Here is an 18594-nt window from a genome sequence, read left to right as displayed (position 1 = left end):
TGCACATGCCTGAGCCGTACGACGTGATCACCATGGGGCGGATCGGGGTGGATCTCTACCCGCTGCAGACCGGGTTGTCACTGGCCGAGGTCGACACGTTCGGAAAGTTCCTGGGCGGCTCGCCGACCAACGTCGCCGTCGCGGCGGCCCGGCTCGGACGGCGGACGGCGGTGGTGACCCGCACGGGCCGGGACGCCTTCGGGGAGTACCTCCACCGGCAGCTGCGGGAGTTCGGGGTGGACGACCGGTGGGTGACACCCGTCGACGCGTACCCGACACCGATCACCTTCTGCGAGATCTTCCCGCCCGACGACTTCCCGCTCCACTTCTACCGCCGGCCCAAGGCCCCCGACCTGGAGATCCGCCCCGGGGAGCTGGACCTCGGGGCGATCCGTGCCGCCCGGGTCTTCTGGATGACGGGCACCGGGCTGTGCGCCGAGCCGAGCCGCGCCGCGACCCTCGCCGCCCTGCGCGCCCGCGACCGGTCCGGCACCACCGTCTTCGACCTCGACTGGCGCCCGATGTTCTGGGACGAGGCGGAGGAGGACACGGCGGAAGCGGACGCGGTGGTGGGGAAGGCCGTGGAAGGGGACGTCACGGCGCAGGACCCCGGCCCCGCGCCCCGTTCCGTCCCCGCCGCCCGCTACCGCGAGGCCCTCGCCCACGCCACCGTCGCCGTCGGCAACCTCGACGAGTGCGAGATCGCGACCGGTGAACGCGAACCGCGTGCGGCGGCCCGCGCCCTGATCGACGCCGGGGTCGAACTCGCCGTCGTCAAGAAGGGCCCCGGGGGAGTGCTCGCCGTCCACCGCGACGGCACGGTGGCCGACGTGCCACCGCTGCCCGTCGAGGTCGTCAACGGCCTCGGCGCCGGGGACGCCTTCGGCGGGGCGCTCTGCCACGGGCTCCTCGCGGGCTGGGACACCGGCCGCGTCATGCGGTACGCCAACGCCGCCGGCGCCATCGTCGCCTCCCGGCTCGCCTGCTCGTCCGCCATGCCGTTCCCGTACGAGGTCGAAGCGGCCCTGGCCGAGGGCGCGGTCGTCCCCCACCCCGCCGGAGCCGCCCCGTGACACCCCCGGCCTCCTCGGTCCGCGACCTCGTCCGGCTGCGCGTGCACCACCCCGAGGCCGTCGCCGAAGCGGCGGCGCGCCGCCGCAGACGCCCCCTGATCGGCGACCGCGGACGGCTGATGATCATCGCGGCGGACCATCCGGCCCGCGGCTCCCTCGCCGTCGGCGACCGCGAACTGGCCATGGCCAACCGCTTCGAACTGCTGGAACGGCTCCGTCTCGCCCTCTCCCGCCCCGGCGTCGACGGCGTGCTCGCCACCGCCGACATCCTCGACGACCTGCTGCTCCTCGGCGCGCTGGAGGACAAGGTCGTCATCGGCTCGATGAACCGCGGCGGCCTCGCGGGCGCCGCCTTCGAACTCGACGACCGGTTCACCGGCCACCGCCCCCAGGACCTCGCCCGGCTCCGCTTCGACGGCGGCAAGCTGCTGCTCCGGATCGACTACGACGACCCCGGCTCGCTCGACACCATGCACGCCACCGCCCGCGCCATCGACGCCATGGCCGAGCACCGGCTGCCGGTCTTCGTCGAACCGTTCCTCTGCCGCCGCAGCGAGGGCCGCGTCCACAACGACCTCGGCGCGGAGGCGGTCACCACCTCGATCGCCATCGCGTCGGGGCTGGCCGGGACCTCCGCGTACACCTGGCTCAAGGTCCCCGTCACCACCGACCCGCACGACATGGCCCGGGTGATGGAGGCGTCGACGCTGCCCGCCGTCCTGCTGGGCGGGGAGGTGGGCGACGACCTGGACGGCGCGTTCGAGAAATGGCGCACGGCACTGCGACTGCCCACCGTCCAGGGGCTGGTGGTGGGGCGTTCGCTGCTCTACCCGGCCGGCGGGGACGTGGCCGCGGCCGTCGACACGGCCGTCTCGCTGCTGGAGCCGGCCGGATCCGGGGAAAACGGAAACGGGCCGGAGAACGGGTAGGGAACGGCCATGACGACGGACGACGAACGGCAGCACCACCACCTCCGCGCCGGAACCACGGCGAACGGCCCGTACGCCCTCGACATCGGCCCCGAGCAAGCCGGATGGGACCGGTCGGGCCTGCGCGTCCTGGAACTCGGACCCGGCGGAATTCACACGCTCGTCACCGGGGAGTGCGAGTGGATCGTCCTTCCGTTGACCGGTGGCTGTACGGTGCACATCTCAGGTGAGATCTTTGAACTGCTGGGCCGGGAAAGCGTGTTCAGCGGCGTGACCGACTTCGCCTACGTACCGCGCGACGCCCATGCACAGATCGCCTCCGGCGCTGGAGGCCGCTTCGCCCTGGCAGGAGCGAAGTGCGAGCGACGACTCCCCGCTCGCTACGGCCCCGCGCCGGAGGTACCGATCGAACTGCGCGGCTCGGGGACCTGCTCGCGCCAGGTCAACAACTTCGCCGCCGCCGACACCTTCGAGTGCGACCGGCTGATCGCCGTCGAGGTCCTCACCCCCGGCGGCAACTGGTCCTCCTACCCGCCGCACAAGCACGACGAGCACATCCCCGGCGTCGAGTCCGTCCTGGAGGAGATCTACTACTTCGAGGTGGAGCACGACGGCCTCGGCTACCACCGGGTGTCGCCGTCGCGGACCGGCGGCACGGACGTCCTCGCCGAGGTGCGCACCGGCGACACGGTCCTGATCCCCGACGGCTGGCACGGCCCGTCCATCGCCTCCCCGGGCCGCACCCTCTACTACCTCAACGTGATGGCGGGCCCGGGGGAGCAGCGGGAATGGCTGATCAGCGACCACCCGGAGCACGGCTGGATCCGCGACACCTGGCCGTCGCAGCCGATGGACCCCAGACTTCCCCTCCACGGGACGGAGGAACGCCCATGAGCACCCGCCGCCTCACCACCGCCCAGGCCCTGGTGGCCTTCCTGGCCCGCCAGTACACCGAACGCGACGGCCGGCGGCAGCGGCTGATCGGCGCCACCTGGGGCATCTTCGGCCACGGCAACGTCGCCGGCATCGGCCAGGCGCTCGTCGAGTCGGGCCGGGCCATGCCCTACCTCCAGGGCCGCAACGAACAGGCCATGGTGCACGCCGCCGTCGGCCACGCCCGCCAGTGCGGGCGGCTCTCCGCGCACGCCGTCACCACCTCCATCGGCCCCGGCGCCACCAACCTCGTCACCGGCGCCGCCCTCGCGACCGTCAACCACCTCCCCGTACTCCTCCTGCCCGGCGACACCTTCGCGACCCGGCCCGCCGACCCGGTGCTCCAGCAGATCGAGGTCCCGTACGCGGGCGACGTGTCGGTCAACGACTGCCTGCGCCCCGTCTCCCGCTACTTCGACCGGATCACCCGCCCCGAGGCCCTGGTCCCGGCCGCCCTCCAGGCCGTACGGACCCTGACCGACCCGGCGCAGACCGGTGCCGTCACCCTCGCGCTGCCGCAGGACGTGCAGGTCCAGGCGTACGACTGGCCGGAGGAGTTCTTCGCCGAACGCGTCTGGCACGTACGCCGCCCCGCCCCCGACCCGCAGGAGTTGGACCGGGCGGTGCGGGCGGTGCGCGCCGCCCGCAGACCGCTGATCGTGGCGGGCGGCGGCGTCCACCACAGCGCGGCCGAGAGCACCCTCGCCGCGTTCACCGCCGCCACCCGCATCCCGGTCGCCTCCACCCAGGCCGGCAAGGGCTCCCTGCGGTACGACCACCCCGCCGACGTCGGCGGCATCGGCCACACCGGCACCGCGACCGCCGACGAGCTGGCCCGCACCGCCGACCTGGTCATCGGCATCGGCACCCGCTACTCCGACTTCACCACCGCCTCCGCCACCCTCTTCGCGAACCCCGGGGTCCGCTTCCTCAACCTCAACATCACCGGCTTCGACGCCCACAAGCTCGGCGCCCTCCCGCTCGTCGCCGACGCCCGTACCGCCCTCGAAGCCCTCACCACCGCGCTCGCCGAACGCGACCACCGCGTCGACCCGGCCTACGAGACCGAGTACACCGACGCCAAGGAGCGCTGGGAGCGGCGCGTCACCGCCGCGTTCACCGCCCCCGACCCGCACGCCCGCCCCACCCAGGCCCAGGTCGTCGGCCTCCTCGACGGCCTCGTCACCGAGGACGACATCCTGATCAACGCGGCCGGTTCGCTCCCCGGCGACCTGCACAAGCTCTGGCGGGCCCGCTCCCCGCGGCAGTACCACGTGGAGTACGGCTACTCCTGCATGGGCTACGAGATCCCGGCCGCGATCGGGGTCCAGCTGGCCGCCCCCGACCGCCCGGTCTGGGCCCTCGTGGGCGACGGCACGTACCTGATGAACCCCACCGAGATCGTCACCGCCGTGCAGCTGGAGCTCCCGGTGAAGCTGGTCGTCCTGCAGAACCACGGCTACGCGTCCATCGGCGGGCTCTCCGAGGCGGTCGGCGCCGAACGGTTCGGCACGGCCTACCGCCACCGCGCCGCGGACGGCACGTTCACCGGCCCCCCGCTGCCCGTCGATCTCGCGGCCAACGCGGGCTCGCTCGGGATGCGGGTGCTGCGCGCCGGGAGCGTGCGCGATCTGCGCGAGGCCCTCCGCGAGGCGCGGGCCGCGGACCGTCCCACTTGTGTCTACGTCGAGACCGAAACGGCAGACACAGTGTCGGGCCCCCCTCCGGCGCAGGCGTGGTGGGATGTTCCCGTTGCCGAGACGGCCACCCGGCCGTCGGCCGTGAAAGCCCGGGAAGAGTACGACCGCCACGTCGCCGACCGTCGCCACCACCTCTGAAGACGCCACCGAAGGAGTTTCTGTCATGAAGACCGTCAACCACTGGATCGGTGGCAAGACCGTCGAGGGCGCGTCGGGCAACTACGGCCCGGTCACCGACCCGGCCACCGGAGAGGTCACCACCCGGGTCGCGCTCGCCTCCCTCGACGAGGTCGACGCCGCGGTCGCCGCCGCGAAGGACGCCTACGCCTCCTGGGGCACGTCCTCGCTGGCCACCCGCACGGCGATCCTGTTCCGCTACCGCGCGCTGCTGGACGCCCGCCGCGACGAGATCGCCGCGCTGATCACCGCCGAGCACGGCAAGGTGCACTCGGACGCGCTGGGCGAGGTCGCCCGCGGCCTGGAGATCGTCGAGCTGGCCTGCGGCATCACCACCCAGCTCAAGGGCGAGCTGTCCACCCAGGTCTCCAGCCGGGTCGACGTCGCCGCGATCCGCCAGCCGCTCGGCGTCGTCGCAGGCATCACCCCGTTCAACTTCCCGGCCATGGTGCCGATGTGGATGTTCCCGCTGGCCATCGCCTGCGGCAACACCTTCGTGCTCAAGCCCAGCGAGAAGGACCCGTCGGCCGCGAACCTGCTGGCCGAGCTGGCCGCCGAGGCCGGCCTGCCGGACGGCGTGCTGAACGTCCTGCACGGTGACAAGGTCGCCGTCGACGGCCTGCTGAACCACCCGGACGTCGCCGCGGTCTCCTTCGTGGGCTCCACCCCGATCGCCCGGTACATCCACACCACCGCCTCCGCCAACGGCAAGCGCGTCCAGGCGCTCGGCGGCGCGAAGAACCACATGCTGGTGCTGCCCGACGCGGACCTGGACGCCGCGGCCGACGCCGCCGTCTCCGCCGCGTACGGCTCCGCGGGCGAGCGCTGCATGGCGATCTCCGCGATCGTCGCGGTCGGCTCGATCGCCGACGAGCTCGTCGCCAAGATCAAGGAGCGCGCCGAGAAGATCAAGATCGGCCCCGGCAACGACCCGGCGTCCGAGATGGGTCCGCTGATCACCGCCGCCCACCGCGACAAGGTCGCCTCCTACGTCGCGGGCGCCGCCGCCCAGGGCGCCGACGTCGTGCTCGACGGCACCGGCCACACCGTCGAGGGCTTCGAGAACGGCCACTGGATCGGCCTCTCCCTGCTCGACAACGTGTCCACCGACTCGGACGCGTACAAGGACGAGATCTTCGGCCCGGTGCTGTGCGTCCTGCGCACCGAGACGTACGAGGAGGGCGTGGCCCTCATGAACGCCTCGCCGTTCGGCAACGGCACCGCGATCTTCACCCGGGACGGCGGCGCCGCCCGCCGCTTCCAGCTGGAGATCGAGGCCGGCATGGTCGGCGTCAACGTGCCGATCCCGGTGCCGGTCGGCTACCACTCCTTCGGTGGCTGGAAGGACTCCCTCTTCGGCGACCACCACATCTACGGCAACGACGGGGTGCACTTCTACACCCGCGGCAAGGTCGTCACCACCCGCTGGCCGGACCCGGCCGACGCCCCGGCGGGCGTGGACCTGGGCTTCCCCCGCAACCACTGATCCGTTCCGCATCCCCTCCCGACGGCCCGCGCGGAAACTCCCCCCGTCCGTGCGGGCCGTTCCCGTGCTCTCACACGCGTCGCAGACCCAGGTACTGGAGCGCGCCCATGGCCGCCACCGTCAGGCCCTGGAACACGATCCATCCGTTGCCGACGCCCGTCGCGGTCAGCGCGTCCACGGCGACCGCCACGACGCTCGCCACGGCCCAGGCCGTGTTCAGGGCGATGATGGCGACGACCGGGCCGCGGCCGATGTTCTCCTGGCGGGAGACGGCCAGTACCCACAGCGCGTACCCGACGAGGAACACGCCCACCGGGTACTGCACCGAGAGGCGCACGCCGAGGAACGAGTCCAGGACCGTGGCGAGCCCGAGGTATCCGAGGCCGTTCGCACCGGTGAGGACGGCGTCCGCCAGGAGGGCGAACCGGAGAAGGCCGTCGGAGCGGTCGGTGCCCGTCGCAGTGACCGTACCCGCGTTCCGGAACGACATCATGAGGTCTTCCTTTCGTTGCTGTGGCGCCGGTCCGGGTGCGGGACCGGAGGGGCGCAGGCCCCTGCGGGGAAGGTAATGACCGGCCCGTGAACGCCTCAATTACCGGAGAGGTAATGGCAGTCCGGCAGAAAGGGCCGGGGAAGGGCCGACGGAACGGACCGGCGGAGCGGACGGAAAAGGGCCGGGGAGGAGCCGCGAACGGCTCCTCCCCGGCCCTCGGCCTCCGGCCCCCCTCCGGCCGGTGGCCCGTCATCGGGTCATCGGGTCACCGGGCGGCGGTCTCCGCCTTCGCCGCCTTCTCCGCGCAGACGGCCTCGGCGATCATCCGCTGCATCGGGACGGCTCCCACCCGCCCCGAGACCAGGAACGCGGACACCATCGTCATCACCATGATCACCGTGCCGAGCCACACCATCGTCTCGACCGGCACCGTGTACGCCCCCACCGTCCGCACCACGCACTCGCCCAGCAGCGCCGCACCCCACACCATCGAGAACCGGATCTCCGCCCGCCGGAACGCCGCCGACCCGGCCGACAGCCGCTGCCAGGCGGCGGCCCTGGCCGCGTCGCCCCCCACCAGCCAGGGCCGCACGCCCGCGGTCATCATCGGCTGCCCCTTCAGCGCGGTCACCAGGACGGTGATCCCGATGACGCTGCTCACCCCGCTGTCCTTGGCGAGCATCAGCCGCGGGTCGCCCACCACCAGACTCGTCAGCAGGCTCACCGCGTTGACCGTCACGATCAGCGCCGCCAGCCCGTTGAGCCGGTGCCCGCGCACCACGCTCCACACGGTGCGCACGGCCGGCAGCACACTGCTCCAGGCCAGCGCGGCGAACGTGCTCATGCCCGTCGCCTTCAGCGCGTAGTACGAGGCGAGCGGCACCGCCACGTCGACCAGCAGCGGCAGCACGCTGTCCAGCACCGTCCTGCGCTGCGTGGACCGGCCGGCGGCGGCCGGGGCGTCCGCGGCGGGCGAGGCGGATGCGATGGCGGCGGCGACCGGAACGACTGCGACGGGGGCGGTGACGGTGGCGGCCGGGCTGGTCATGACGGGTTCCTCTCCCGTGTGGCGGGGGCCTTTCGCGGCCCCGCTCTCGATGTGTACAGACTGGCCGCCGGGGCCCGTTGCCCGGCAGAGCCACGTGTACCGAGGTCCGTATGACGAATGTCAGGTGCCCGGCATGACACCCCCGGGAACGCCGCCCGGCCCCGGGGAGCATGCGCGCCGCCGCGCGCCGCGCATGCTCCGGTACGTCGCGCCGCGCCCGGTCAGATCTCCGGCACGTGGTACGGGGAGACGGTCATCCAGCCGTTGCCCGCGGCGCCGTCGCGCCTGCCGCTGCTGGTCCTGGCGAGGGTGTACCAGGAGTCGACGTAGTCCGGGTCGTCGGTCCACCAGTTGGTGGGAATGGCGTCGAGCAGCGCGTCGGCCAGGGGAATGTACGCACCCTGGTCGGTGATGGTGAGCAGGATCGTGACGATGGCCTTGGCCAGGGCCTGGTAGTTGGTGTCGCCGTCGTCCTCCATCATGACCGCGTCGGCCATGTCGTACTTGTAGTTGGACCAGTTCACGAGGACCTGGCCCGGGTAGTAGGTCGTGTCCGCCTTGTTCAGATAGGGCATCTCGACGGTGTCGACGCGGGGCTTGCCGTCCTTGCCGAAGCCCGTGACGAGGGTGAAGATCTCGGCGTCGCCCTTGAAGAACGGCTCCTGGTCGTCGGAGATCCGCACCGAGTCGATCCGGGTGGTGTCGATGCCCGACGCGGCGGCCAGGGTGTTGGGCCCGGCGACCGGCGCGGGGGTGTTCAGCCCCTTGGACCGCAGGGTCCTGTCGATGACCTTCAGCCCCTCGGCGACGGCCTTCGAGCCGTCGACGTCGACGAGGTAGACGGGCCGGCCGGGGGCCCTGTCCTGGGACAGCTCGTGGGCCACGCCCCTGCTGTCGTACGCGGTGAACGTCGAGACGTCGTCGTCGGACGGGGCGGCGGCCACCAGCGGGGCCGATCCCTGGACGAGCCGGTTCCTCATCGACGCGTCGGCCAGGCCGAGCCGCAGCAGCGGACCCGCGCCGTCGCCCAGGCCCTTGGCGGCGGCGACGCCCCGGTCGGCCCCGGCGACCTCGGCGGCGAGCCTCCGGCCGGCCGCGGCGGTGGCACCGCCGGTCAGCTCTCCGAGGCCGACCGAATCCGTGGTCAGGGCGGCTCTGCGGACCTCTCTGCTCCAGGCCGGGTCGGCGAGGGAACGGGCGAGCGCGAGCGCGGTGGCGTCCTCGATGCCGGCGACCGAGGAGGCGGACGTGGTGGAGGCGGCGGGGGAGGCCGCCGCGTTCGTTCCGGGCTGCGATGCCAGCGCGGTGCCCTGGAGCGGGATCAGCGCGGTCGCGGCCAGGGTGACACCGATCAGTGCCGTGCGCAGCGATGCGGAGGTACTCAAGGATCTCTCCTGACGGAAGAAAGACGGAGTGCTGCGGGAATGACGAGGCGACCACCGCGCCCGACGAGCGGCTGAGGGACGGTCACATCGGTCTATGCGAGTAGACCGCGTTTCTGTGTCCATGACAAGGTTGCCCGGGGCGACGGGATGCCCCGCACGGCGACCCGACGGCACATCCGTTCCGGCGACGCGCCCGTACCGGCTGTGCGACCGCCCCGATGGCGTGTCCGTTCCGACTGTGCGACCGCCCCGATGGCGCGTCCGTTCCGCCGCCGGGCCCGTCCCGTCGCCACGGCATACCGCGTCCGCAGTACGGCGGACGGGCGCCGTACGCCCAGGGGAGGCCGAGGAGTTCCCCCCGGTGGCTGTCCGCGCGCGGCGGTCGTCCGCTTAGGGTCGGGAACCATGGACACCTCCGATGCGCACGCGCCCCGGTGGCGGCGGTTGCTGCTCCGCGGGCGGGGCCGATGGGCCGCGGGCCTCGCGGCATTCGCCGTGCTGGCCGGTGCGGGAACCTGGACCGCCGCGGCCGACGACGGCACGCCGGCCGTGCACCGCAAGGACCGGACGATGCGGTTCGACGGGGTGTCCATCGACACCTCGTACTTCACCACCGGCGGCACGCAACGCCGGCCGGCCGTGCTGATCGGGCACGGATTCGGCGGCAGCAAGAACGACGTGCGGGACCAGGCCGAGCAACTGGCCGGCGCCGGATACGCCGTGCTGACCTGGTCCGCGCGCGGGTTCGGGAAGTCGGGCGGGGAGATCTCGCTCAACGCCCCCGACCGCGAGGTCCGGGACGTGTCCCGGCTGATCGACTGGCTCGCGGACCGGCCCGAGGTGGAACTCGACGCCGAGGGCGACCCCCGCGTCGGGATCACCGGTGCCTCCTACGGCGGAGCCGTCTCGCTCCTCGCCGCCGGGCACGACGAGCGCGTCGACGCCGTCGCGCCGCAGATCACCTACTGGAACCTGGCCGACGCCCTCTTCCCCGACGGGGTCTTCAAGAGGCTCTGGGCCGGAATCTTCGTCACCACCGGCGGCGGCTGCCAGAAGTTCGAGAAGCGGCTCTGCGAGATGTACGAACGGGTCGCCGTCAGCGGGAAGCCGGACGCCGCCGCCCGCACGCTGCTGACCGAACGTTCCCCGAGCGCCGTCGCCGACCGGATCCGGGTGCCCGCGCTCGTCGTGCAGGGACAGACCGACTCCCTCTTCCCGCTCGGCCAGGCCGACGCCATGGCCAGGGCGATCAGCGGCAACGGCGCCCCGGTCGCCGTCGACTGGATCACCGGCGGACACGACGGCGGCGACCCGGAGACCGACCGGGTGCAACAGCGCGTCGGCCGCTGGTTCGACCGGTACCTGAAGGGCGACGAGAACGCCGACACCGGCCCCGCCTTCCGCGTCACCCGGACCGGAGGCGTCGACTCCACCGACGGGGCCGCCCTCGCGCGCGGGGCGAGCAGCGACACGTACCCGGGGCTGGAAAGCGGGAAGGAGGAGATCGGCATCGGGCGGCGGACACAGACGTTCCGCAACCCCGCCGGAGCCAGTCCGCCGGCCGTCTCGGCCGTACCCGGCGTCGGCGGCGGCCTCTCCCGGCTGTCGTCCCTCGGCGTCGGGCTCTCGCTCGACTTCCCCGGCCAGCACGCCGGCTTCGACTCGGCCCCGCTGGACGCGCCGCTGAGCGTCACCGGCACTCCGACCGTGACCGTCGACATCGAGACGGACTCCGGCGACGCCGTCCTGTTCGGGAAGGTGTACGACGTGTCCCCGGACGGCGGGCAGCAGCTGCTGCCCTCCCAGCTGGTCGCCCCCGTCCGCATCCCGCAGGACCGGCAGGGCAGGGGCGTACGGCTGACGCTCCCCGCGATCGACCACCGCTTCGACGCCGGGCACCGGCTCCGCCTGGTCCTCTCCACCACCGACCTCGGCTACGCCTCACCGGCCGCGCCCGCGACGTACACCGTGACCCCCGCCGGTCCGCTCACCGTCCCCACCGCCCCCGATCTGAGGACCGCGGCGGCCCCGCTGCCCCGATGGACCTGGGCACTCCCGGCCGCCGCCGTCGTGATCGCCGCCGCGCTGCTGCTCACCGCCCGCCGCCGCACCGCGGCCCCCGCACCCGACCCGGCGCTCGCCGACGTGCCGCTCCGGATCACCGGGCTGTCGAAGAAGTACGCGAAGTCCACCGACAGGTACGCGGTGAAGGACCTGTCCTTCCGGGTCGGGAAGGGGCAGGTGCTCGGACTCCTCGGCCCCAACGGCGCGGGCAAGACCACGACCCTGCGCATGCTGATGGGACTCATCACGCCCGACGACGGCGAGATCCGCGTCTTCGGACAGGCCGTCCGGCCCGGTGCGCCCGTGCTGTCCCGCGTCGGCGCGTTCGTCGAGGGCGCCGGTTTCCTGCCGCACCTGTCCGGGCGCGCCAACCTGGACCTGTACTGGCAGGCCACCGGAAGGCCCGCCGAGGACGCGCACATCGAGGAGGCCCTGGAGATCGCCGGGCTCGGCGACGCCCTGGCCCGCGCCGTCCGCACGTACTCGCAGGGCATGCGGCAACGGCTCGCCATCGCCCAGGCCATGCTCGGCATGCCGGACCTGCTCATCCTCGACGAACCGACCAACGGGCTCGACCCGCCCCAGATTCGCGAGATGCGGGACGTGATGATCCGGTACGCGGCCGGGGGCCGGACCGTCATCGTCTCCAGCCACCTGCTCTCCGAGGTCGAGCAGTCCTGCACCCACCTCGTGGTCATGGACCGCGGCCGGCTCGTCCAGGCCGGCCCGGTCGCCGAGATCACCGGGTCCGGGGACACGCTGCTGGTCACCAGCGCGCGCGAGGTGGCCGAACCCCTCGCGGAGAAGGTCGCCGCGCTGCCCGGGATCGGTTCGGCCGCCCGCACGGAGGACGGCCGCGGGCTGCTCGTACGGCTCGACGGCGCCACCCCGGCCGAGCTGATCGCCGAACTGGTCCGGCTCGACGTGCCGCTGACCGGTGTCGGGCCGCACCGCCGACTGGAGGACGCGTTCCTCACCCTGATCTCCGGAGGCTCCGCATGAGTGCCGCAGCCGATGTCACCGAAGCCGCCGTCGGGGCCCCCGGCTACCGCGCCCGGCACACCCTGCCGCTGCGGGTCGAGGCGATGCGCCAGCTGCGCAGACGCCGGACCCTGGTCATGGGCGGGGTGCTGGCGGCACTGCCGTTGGTCCTGATCGTCGCGTTCGCGATCGGCGGCACGCCGGAATCGCGGGGCGGCGGCAACGACCGGATCACCCTGATGGACACCGCGACGGCCTCCGCCGCGAACTTCGCCGCGACCTGCCTGTTCGTGTCCGCGGGGTTCCTGCTCGTGGTGCCGGTGGCGCTGTTCTGCGGGGACACCGTCGCCTCCGAGGCCGGCTGGTCCTCGCTGCGCTACCTGCTGGCGGCGCCCGTGCCGCGGGCCAGGCTGCTGTGGAGCAAACTCGTCGTGGCGCTCGGCTTCAGCCTCGCCGCGATGGTGCTGCTGCCGCTCGTCGCCCTGGCCGCGGGGGCCGTCGCGTACGGCTGGGGGCCGCTCGCACTCCCCACCGGCGGCGCGCTCGCGACCTCGGACACCGTGCCCCGGCTGGCGCTCGCCGTCGCGTTCGTCTTCGTCTCGCAACTGGTCACCGCCGGACTGGCGTTCTGGCTGTCGACCAGGACCGACGCCCCGCTGGGCGCGGTCGGCGGCGCGGTCGGGCTGACCATCGTCGGCAATGTGCTGGACGCCGTCACCGCACTCGGCTCCTGGCGCGATTTCCTGCCCGCGCACTGGCAGTTCGCCTGGGCGGACGCGCTCCAGCCCGAACTGGAGTGGGCCGGCATGGCGAAGGGCGCGGCGATCTCGGTGACGTACGCGCTGATCCTGTTCGCCCTCGCCTTCCGGGGCTTCGGCCGCAAGGACATCGTGTCCTGAACCGGGCGCCCGGCCCGCCCGGCCCCGCCCCCGACGGGCGGGCCGGGCGCAGGGCACCGGCCCCGGACCAGGGGCCGGGAATTCGTTCGCAGGGACCGTCGGGACGGTGTTCTGATGGGGCCATGACCGCTCCGACCAGGCCGCAGTACGAGATCCGTGCCCAGCACACGGACGACACGATCACCGTCTACCAGGCGTACACCCCGTCCATCGGCCTCCCGGCCGCGCGCGACGGGCGCTTCCCCGACAGCTGGAAGCGGGACCGCATGACGTGGATCAAACCGAGCTTCCTGTGGATGATGTACCGCTGCGGCTGGGGCACCAAGGAGGGCCAGGAGACCGTGCTGGCCGTCGAGATCACCCGCGAGGGCTTCGACCGTGCCCTGTCCGGGGCCGAACTCTCGCACTACGTCAGGGGAGTCCACCCCGACCACGCCGCCTGGCAGCACGCCCTGCGCCGGGCTCCGGCACGCGTCCAGTGGGATCCCGAGCGGGACCTGCGCCTGGAACGGCTGCCGTACCGCTCCCTCCAACTGGGACTCTCCGGCGAGGCGTCGCGGCGGTACGCGGACGAGTGGACGGTGTCCATCCGCGACGTCACCCCGCTCGCCCGGCAGGTCCACGCACTGGTCGCGGCCGGGGACCTCGACGGGGCGGCGGGTCTCCTGCCCCGGGAGACCCCGTACCCCCTGGGCGCCGCCCCGGTCCCGGTCGCGACCGGTGACCCCGCCGCCTAGGACGCGGTGCTGAGCTCCCAGAACCGGAAGACGGTCGAGTTGTCCAGGCAGTTCTGCAGGCCCCGGACGTTCTCGTGGGCGACCGCGTACTGCTTGCCCTGCCACAGCGGCAGCAGCGGCAGCTGGTCCGCCACGATGTCCTGGAGCTTCATGAACTCCTGCCGGGTCTTCGCGCGGTCGGTCATGGACGACGTCCGCGGGATGATCCGGGAGATCTCGCCGTTCTCGAAGTTGTTCGACAGGACGTTGCCCTTGCCGAAGAACGGCTGGGTGAAGTTGTCGGGGTCGGGGTAGTCCGGCACCCAGCCCTTCACGTAGATGCCGTACTTGCCCTCGGCGATGTTCTCCTCGTACTCGTCGAAGGCGACGGACTTCATCCGGGCGTCGAAGAGGCCGCTCCGGTTCAGCTGCTCGGCGATGGTCCGCAGCTCGTCGTCGGTGGCGGGACCGTAACGGCTCGGGGTGGACCAGAGGGTGAGCTTCACCTTGTCGGTGATGCCGGCGTCCTCCAGGATCTTTTTCGCCTGCTTCGGCTGCGGGCTGTCCCCGTACGTGTCGAAGAAGGAGGTCCCGTGGCCGGTGATGCCGACCGGGACGATCGAGTAGAGCGGCGTCGCCGTGGACTCGTAGACCTTGCTGACCAGGGCGTAGCGGTCGACGAGATGGGCGATGGCCTTGCGCACGGCGATCTTGCCGACCACGGGGTCGGCCACGTTGAAGACCAGGTGCTGGACCTCGGCGCTGTTTCCCTGGACGACCTCGATGCCGTCCTTCTCGGCGCCGGGCGACGTGTCCAGGGCGGCTATCGCCTTGGCGGTGAGACCGCGGTACGCGATGTCCACGTCGTCCTTCTCCAGGGCCGACTTGAGAGCCTGCTGGTTGCCGCGGAACAGCCGCAGCGTCACACCGGAGTTCTTCACCTCGGCGTTGCCCCGGTAGCCGGAGTACACCGAGAAGTCGGCCTTCGACTTGTCGATGGAGTCCAGCTCGTAGGGGCCGGAGCCGACCGCCTTGTCACCCTTGAGCAGGCTGTCCGCCGGGTAGACCTCGTGGTCCACGATGGAACCGGCACCCGAGGCGATCTTGCTGGGGAACGTCGCGTCGGGCACCTTGAGACGGAAGACGACCGTCCGCACGTCCGGGGTCTCGATCGACTCGATGGTGGAGAGCAGCGGCGCCGGGCCCGCCGGGTCGTTGATCCTGATCGCCCGGTCGAAGGAGTACTTGACGTCCTTCGACGTGAGGTTGTGGCCGTTGCTGAACTTCAGTCCGTCGCGCAGGGTGCAGGTGTAGGTCTTGCTGTCCTCCGAGAAGCCGCACTCGTCGGCCGCCTCCGGCACCGGGGTCGAGGAACCGGGCGGGAAACTCAGCAGGGACTGGAAGACGTTGTTGAACAGCAGCCAGGACCCGGGGTCGTAACCCGCGGCCGGGTCCGTCGCGAGGATGTCGTCGGACATCCCGACGACCAGGCTCTCCTTGGAGTCGAACTGCCAGATGTCGTTCTGGGACCCGCAACCCGTCAACAACGTCGCTGCCAGGCCCACGGAGATCAGGGCGCCCGGCCGACTCGTACGAACCTTCACAGAACGTGCCTCATACTCTCGGCCGGGAGTGGGTGTTCCCGGACAACCGGATCGGGTCAGGAAGTGCTGTGAACACCGCGGCCGTCCGACGGAGCCGGTTTGGTCGCCGGGGCCGTGGTACGGACCGGCGGCCCTTCCGGACCTGATGTTCACCCAGGAACTCTACGCGCGATGACCCGACGCCAAATTCCAGCAGATGAACGGGAGAAGACAGGTTGTGGTCGGTCTCGTGGTGCCGTTGAACATCCTTATTAGTACACGGCGCCGAGCGGCGGTGCAGCATGCGAAGGAAAAAGCCGGGAGCGGCAGGCGGGTTGGCCTGAAAAGCCTGGCGACTGTTCGTGAGGGCCGACCGGCGGAGGGCTTCGGGGGAGGTGTGTTCCGGTGTGCCCACTGGTGTCGACCATGTCATAGCAGCAGATCAGGGCTGCGTCACCGCTCCTTTTGGACACCGTGGACGCCTGTGTGCCGAAAGCCGCCGGACCCTATCCCTGGATAAATGAGGGAAACCCCGTTTCCAGCGCCTTCCCGCCCTGATGGCGGTTCGGAAGCGATTCACTTGCGTTCGCCTTTCTGGTCCTCCTGGTCCCTCTGGTCCCCATCTGGTGCCACTCGGGCGCCTTTTCCTCATCGCTACCGGAGCGTCACCTTCCGCGGCATGTGACGGTTTGGGGCGACCTCGCACGGACCCCGCGGCCCGCGCGGGCGGAGAGCACGGATACGGGCACGGCCACCCGCACCGGCTCGGCGACGTGCCCCTGCCGTGAGGACTTCGTGTCCCGATCTTGACGTCCGGCCCGTTTCCCGGCCGTTGTTGCCGCATCGAGACTCTTCCGCAACATCCTCGTCGACTCCGACGCGCCACCTCGCACGTCACATTCACAAGTGCAGGCACCAAGACATTGGGGGGAAACGATGGAACGCCGGACAAGGAAGCACGGGGCGCGCCGGGCGGGCACGTACGGTGCGGGACTCCCGCGGACGTGGCAGGGGGCCCTCGGCGTGCTGCTGGCGGGAGGGATGCTGCTCACCGGATGCTCGGGCACCTCGCACGACTCCGCCACGACCGACAGCCGGGGCGTGCGGGGCGGAGCGCCCGCGCCCGCCGCCCCGGGCGGCGCGGCCGAGAGCGGCGCGGAGAAGAAGCGGGACGTGGCCGGGCCGAAGGAGTCCGCGCCGCCGGTCGCACCCGACTACCTGTCCACCTTCGCCCTGGACGTCGACACCGCCTCCTACGGCTACGCGCGCCGGGTCCTGGCCGACGGCAGCCTGCCGAGGCCGGACACCGTGCGGCCCGAGGAGTTCGTCAACAGCTTCCGCCAGGGCTACCGCAGGCCGGAGGGCAACGGCTTCGCCGTGAACATGGACGGGGCCAGGCCCGCGGCGAAGAACGCCGACTGGTCGCTGGTACGGGTCGGGCTGGCCACCAGGGCCGCCCCCTCCCCCGACTCCCGCCCGCCCGCCGCGCTCACCTTCGTCGTCGACATCTCCGGCTCGATGGCCGGGGCGGGCCGCCTCGGCCTGGTGAAGCAGTCCCTGCGCATCCTGGCCGGTGAACTCCGCGACGACGACTCGATCTCCCTGGTCACCTTCAGCGACGAGGCGGAGACCCTGCTGCCGATGACCCGGGTGGGGGGCCACCGGGACAAGATCCTCGACCGGGTCGACTCCATGGAGGCCACCGACTCCACCAACGTGGAGGCCGGCATCAGGCGGGGCTACGAGGAGGCGGTCGAGGGCCACGTCAAGGGCTCCACCAACCGGGTCGTCCTGCTCTCCGACGCGCTCGCCAACACCGGCGAGACCGAGGCCGAGAACATCCTGGAGCGCATCGACTCCGCCCGCCGCGAGTACGGCATCACCCTCTTCGGGGTCGGCGTCGGCAGCGAGTACGGCGACGCGCTGATGGAGGAGCTCACCAACAAGGGCGACGGCCACACCACGTACATCGCCGACGAGGCCCAGGCCCGCAAGGTCTTCGTCGACCAGCTGCCCGCCCACATCGAGCTGACGGCACGCGACGCCAAGGCCCAGGTCGCCTTCGACCCGGAGACCGTGAAGCAGTTCGAGCTCATCGGGTACGAGAACCGGAAGGTCGCCGACGAGGACTTCCGCAACGACCGCGTCGACGGCGGCGAGGTCGGCCCCGGCCACACGGTGACGGCGCTCTACGCGGTGCGTCTCAAGGAGGGCGCGTCCGGCCACGTGGCGACCGCGACCGTGCGCTGGCAGGACCCGAAGACCAGGGCACCCCGCGAGCGGACCGGCTCCATCACCACGGACGCGATCGACGGCCCGCTGTGGGGCGGCGCCTCCGAGCGCCTCCAGGTGACCGCCGTCGCCGCCTACTTCGCCCAGTCGCTGCGCGGCGAGGAACTGACGGGCGCACCCGGTCTCGGTGAACTCGCCTCGCGGGCCGGGAAACTGGCCACCGACACCGAGGACGACTCGGTGCGGAAGCTGGCCACCGCGATCGAGCAGGCCGCCCGGCTGCGTGACGGCAGGCGCGACGGGGCGACCGGGGGAGAACCCGAGGGGGAGATCGACTGACCTTCGGCCGAAGGGAGTTGACGCGTCGCACCGCCCTGCGGAAGTGGGCTGTGCGACGCGTGCGCCGACGACATGATGTATCCCATGTCCTCCTCCCTCGAATCCCTGTTCCTGGCCCTCGCGGTCATCACGACCGGGCTCTACGCCGGACTGATGCTGACGTTCCTGACCTCGATCATGCCCGGCCTGGCGATCCTGCCGGACGAGCGGTTCACGGACGCCATGCGCCGCTTCAACGAGAAGGTGCCCGGCCCGTTCTTCCTGCTCCTCTTCTTCGGGGTGATCGCCTTCCCGGCCGTCGTGGTCTTCGGTGACGACGGCATCGACCGGGTGCTCGCCCTGGCGGCGCTGGCCTGCGCGATCGGCAGCCACCTGATCACGGTCGCCGGCAACGTCCCGCTGAACAACCGGCTCGCGCAGTCGGAGGGCGACGACGACAGCGCCGCCCGCGCCGCCTTCGAAGGCCGGTGGAACCGGCTCCACCGGGTCCGGACGCTCCTGTCGCTCGCCGCGTTCGTCCTGCTGACCGTGGTCGGCTCGTAGGACGCCCCCGCGA

At 72.0% G+C, this 18594-nt stretch carries 14 protein-coding genes; 10 read left to right on the top strand and 4 right to left on the bottom strand.

Annotation, left to right across the window (positions count from 1 at the left end; all coding sequences use genetic code 11):
* Window positions 1–5 precede the first annotated feature (5 nt).
* From iolC to mmsA, 5 genes are read left to right on the top strand one after another with little or no spacing between them, the layout of a single operon-like run.
* Window positions 6–1073, top strand: a complete 1068-nt coding sequence (gene iolC / locus ABZZ04_RS08985) for a 5-dehydro-2-deoxygluconokinase (protein WP_356931506.1) — start codon at window positions 6–8, stop codon at window positions 1071–1073.
* Window positions 1070–2002, top strand: coding sequence for a deoxyribose-phosphate aldolase (locus ABZZ04_RS08980; protein ID WP_356931505.1), 933 nt, complete (start codon window positions 1070–1072; stop codon window positions 2000–2002). Before iolC ends, ABZZ04_RS08980 begins: the two co-directional genes overlap by 4 nt.
* Window positions 2003–2011: 9 nt before the next feature.
* Complete coding sequence (iolB, locus tag ABZZ04_RS08975; protein WP_356931504.1) at window positions 2012–2896, top strand: 5-deoxy-glucuronate isomerase; 885 nt, start codon at window positions 2012–2014, stop codon at window positions 2894–2896.
* Window positions 2893–4773, top strand: a complete 1881-nt coding sequence (gene iolD, locus ABZZ04_RS08970) for a 3D-(3,5/4)-trihydroxycyclohexane-1,2-dione acylhydrolase (decyclizing) (protein WP_356931503.1) — start codon at window positions 2893–2895, stop codon at window positions 4771–4773. Before iolB ends, iolD begins: the two co-directional genes overlap by 4 nt.
* 25 nt (window positions 4774–4798) lie before the next feature.
* Window positions 4799–6298: a CoA-acylating methylmalonate-semialdehyde dehydrogenase gene (gene mmsA / locus ABZZ04_RS08965; protein WP_356931502.1), complete on the top strand. Its 1500-nt coding sequence runs from the start codon at window positions 4799–4801 to the stop codon at window positions 6296–6298.
* A 70-nt stretch (window positions 6299–6368) separates the two neighbouring features.
* On the opposite strand, the gene ABZZ04_RS08960 is transcribed toward mmsA, so the two are convergent.
* The 3 genes from ABZZ04_RS08960 to ABZZ04_RS08950 form a co-directional block, all read right to left on the bottom strand.
* The gene (locus tag ABZZ04_RS08960; RefSeq protein WP_356931501.1) at window positions 6369–6791 is read right to left on the bottom strand and encodes a hypothetical protein; all 423 of its coding nucleotides are present in this window, start codon (window positions 6789–6791) and stop codon (window positions 6369–6371) included.
* A gap of 265 nt (window positions 6792–7056) precedes the next feature.
* A complete protein-coding gene (locus ABZZ04_RS08955; protein ID WP_356931500.1) occupies window positions 7057–7839 on the bottom strand; it encodes a VC0807 family protein in 783 nt (260 codons plus the stop codon).
* A 221-nt stretch (window positions 7840–8060) separates the two neighbouring features.
* On the bottom strand, window positions 8061–9224 hold the full coding sequence (locus tag ABZZ04_RS08950; protein WP_356931499.1) for a DUF3103 family protein: 1164 nt from the start codon (window positions 9222–9224) through the stop codon (window positions 8061–8063).
* Between the two features lie 495 nt (window positions 9225–9719).
* Here ABZZ04_RS08950 and ABZZ04_RS08945 point away from each other — a divergent pair, with 495 nt between their 5' ends.
* From ABZZ04_RS08945 to ABZZ04_RS08935, 3 genes are all read left to right on the top strand, one after another.
* Complete coding sequence (locus ABZZ04_RS08945) at window positions 9720–12290, top strand: alpha/beta fold hydrolase (protein WP_356931529.1); 2571 nt, start codon at window positions 9720–9722, stop codon at window positions 12288–12290.
* Window positions 12287–13168, top strand: a complete 882-nt coding sequence (locus tag ABZZ04_RS08940; protein ID WP_356931498.1) for an ABC transporter permease — start codon at window positions 12287–12289, stop codon at window positions 13166–13168. The genes ABZZ04_RS08945 and ABZZ04_RS08940 overlap by 4 nt, the downstream gene beginning before the upstream one ends.
* A gap of 122 nt (window positions 13169–13290) precedes the next feature.
* Window positions 13291–13905 carry a DUF4291 domain-containing protein gene (locus tag ABZZ04_RS08935; protein WP_356931497.1) on the top strand — a complete coding sequence of 205 codons (615 nt, stop codon included), beginning with the start codon at window positions 13291–13293 and terminating at the stop codon, window positions 13903–13905.
* Here ABZZ04_RS08935 and ABZZ04_RS08930 read toward each other — a convergent pair.
* Complete coding sequence (locus ABZZ04_RS08930; RefSeq protein ID WP_356931496.1) at window positions 13902–15488, bottom strand: ABC transporter substrate-binding protein; 1587 nt, start codon at window positions 15486–15488, stop codon at window positions 13902–13904. The genes ABZZ04_RS08935 and ABZZ04_RS08930 overlap by 4 nt on opposite strands.
* A gap of 1020 nt (window positions 15489–16508) precedes the next feature.
* Here ABZZ04_RS08930 and ABZZ04_RS08925 point away from each other — a divergent pair.
* A complete protein-coding gene (locus ABZZ04_RS08925) occupies window positions 16509–18038 on the top strand; it encodes a von Willebrand factor type A domain-containing protein (protein WP_356931528.1) in 1530 nt (509 codons plus the stop codon).
* Window positions 18039–18122: 84 nt separating this feature from the next.
* Window positions 18123–18581 (top strand): DUF1772 domain-containing protein, encoded by a 459-nt coding sequence (locus ABZZ04_RS08920; RefSeq protein WP_356931495.1) that lies wholly within the window; start codon window positions 18123–18125, stop codon window positions 18579–18581.
* Window positions 18582–18594 lie beyond the last annotated feature (13 nt).

The sequence above is a fragment of the Streptomyces sp. NPDC006435 genome (assembly GCF_040612315.1).
GTDB lineage: Bacteria > Actinomycetota > Actinomycetes > Streptomycetales > Streptomycetaceae > Streptomyces.
The sequence above is the reverse complement of the archived record's forward strand: the minus strand, read 5'-3'. Positions and strand labels throughout refer to the sequence as shown.

Bases quoted from the DNA above. Each gene is read 5' to 3' on its own strand.
- iolC (WP_356931506.1), top strand. From the start codon at position 6: ATGCCTGAGCCGTACGACGTGATCACCATGGGGCGGATCGGGGTGGAT.
- iolB (WP_356931504.1), top strand. From the start codon at position 2,012: ATGACGACGGACGACGAACGGCAGCACCACCACCTCCGCGCCGGAACC.
- iolD (WP_356931503.1), top strand. From the start codon at position 2,893: ATGAGCACCCGCCGCCTCACCACCGCCCAGGCCCTGGTGGCCTTCCTG.
- mmsA (WP_356931502.1), top strand. From the start codon at position 4,799: ATGAAGACCGTCAACCACTGGATCGGTGGCAAGACCGTCGAGGGCGCG.
- ABZZ04_RS08960 (WP_356931501.1), bottom strand. From the start codon at position 6,791: ATGATGTCGTTCCGGAACGCGGGTACGGTCACTGCGACGGGCACCGAC.
- ABZZ04_RS08955 (WP_356931500.1), bottom strand. From the start codon at position 7,839: ATGACCAGCCCGGCCGCCACCGTCACCGCCCCCGTCGCAGTCGTTCCG.
- ABZZ04_RS08940 (WP_356931498.1), top strand. From the start codon at position 12,287: ATGAGTGCCGCAGCCGATGTCACCGAAGCCGCCGTCGGGGCCCCCGGC.
- ABZZ04_RS08935 (WP_356931497.1), top strand. From the start codon at position 13,291: ATGACCGCTCCGACCAGGCCGCAGTACGAGATCCGTGCCCAGCACACG.
- ABZZ04_RS08925 (WP_356931528.1), top strand. From the start codon at position 16,509: ATGCTGCTCACCGGATGCTCGGGCACCTCGCACGACTCCGCCACGACC.
- ABZZ04_RS08920 (WP_356931495.1), top strand. From the start codon at position 18,123: ATGTCCTCCTCCCTCGAATCCCTGTTCCTGGCCCTCGCGGTCATCACG.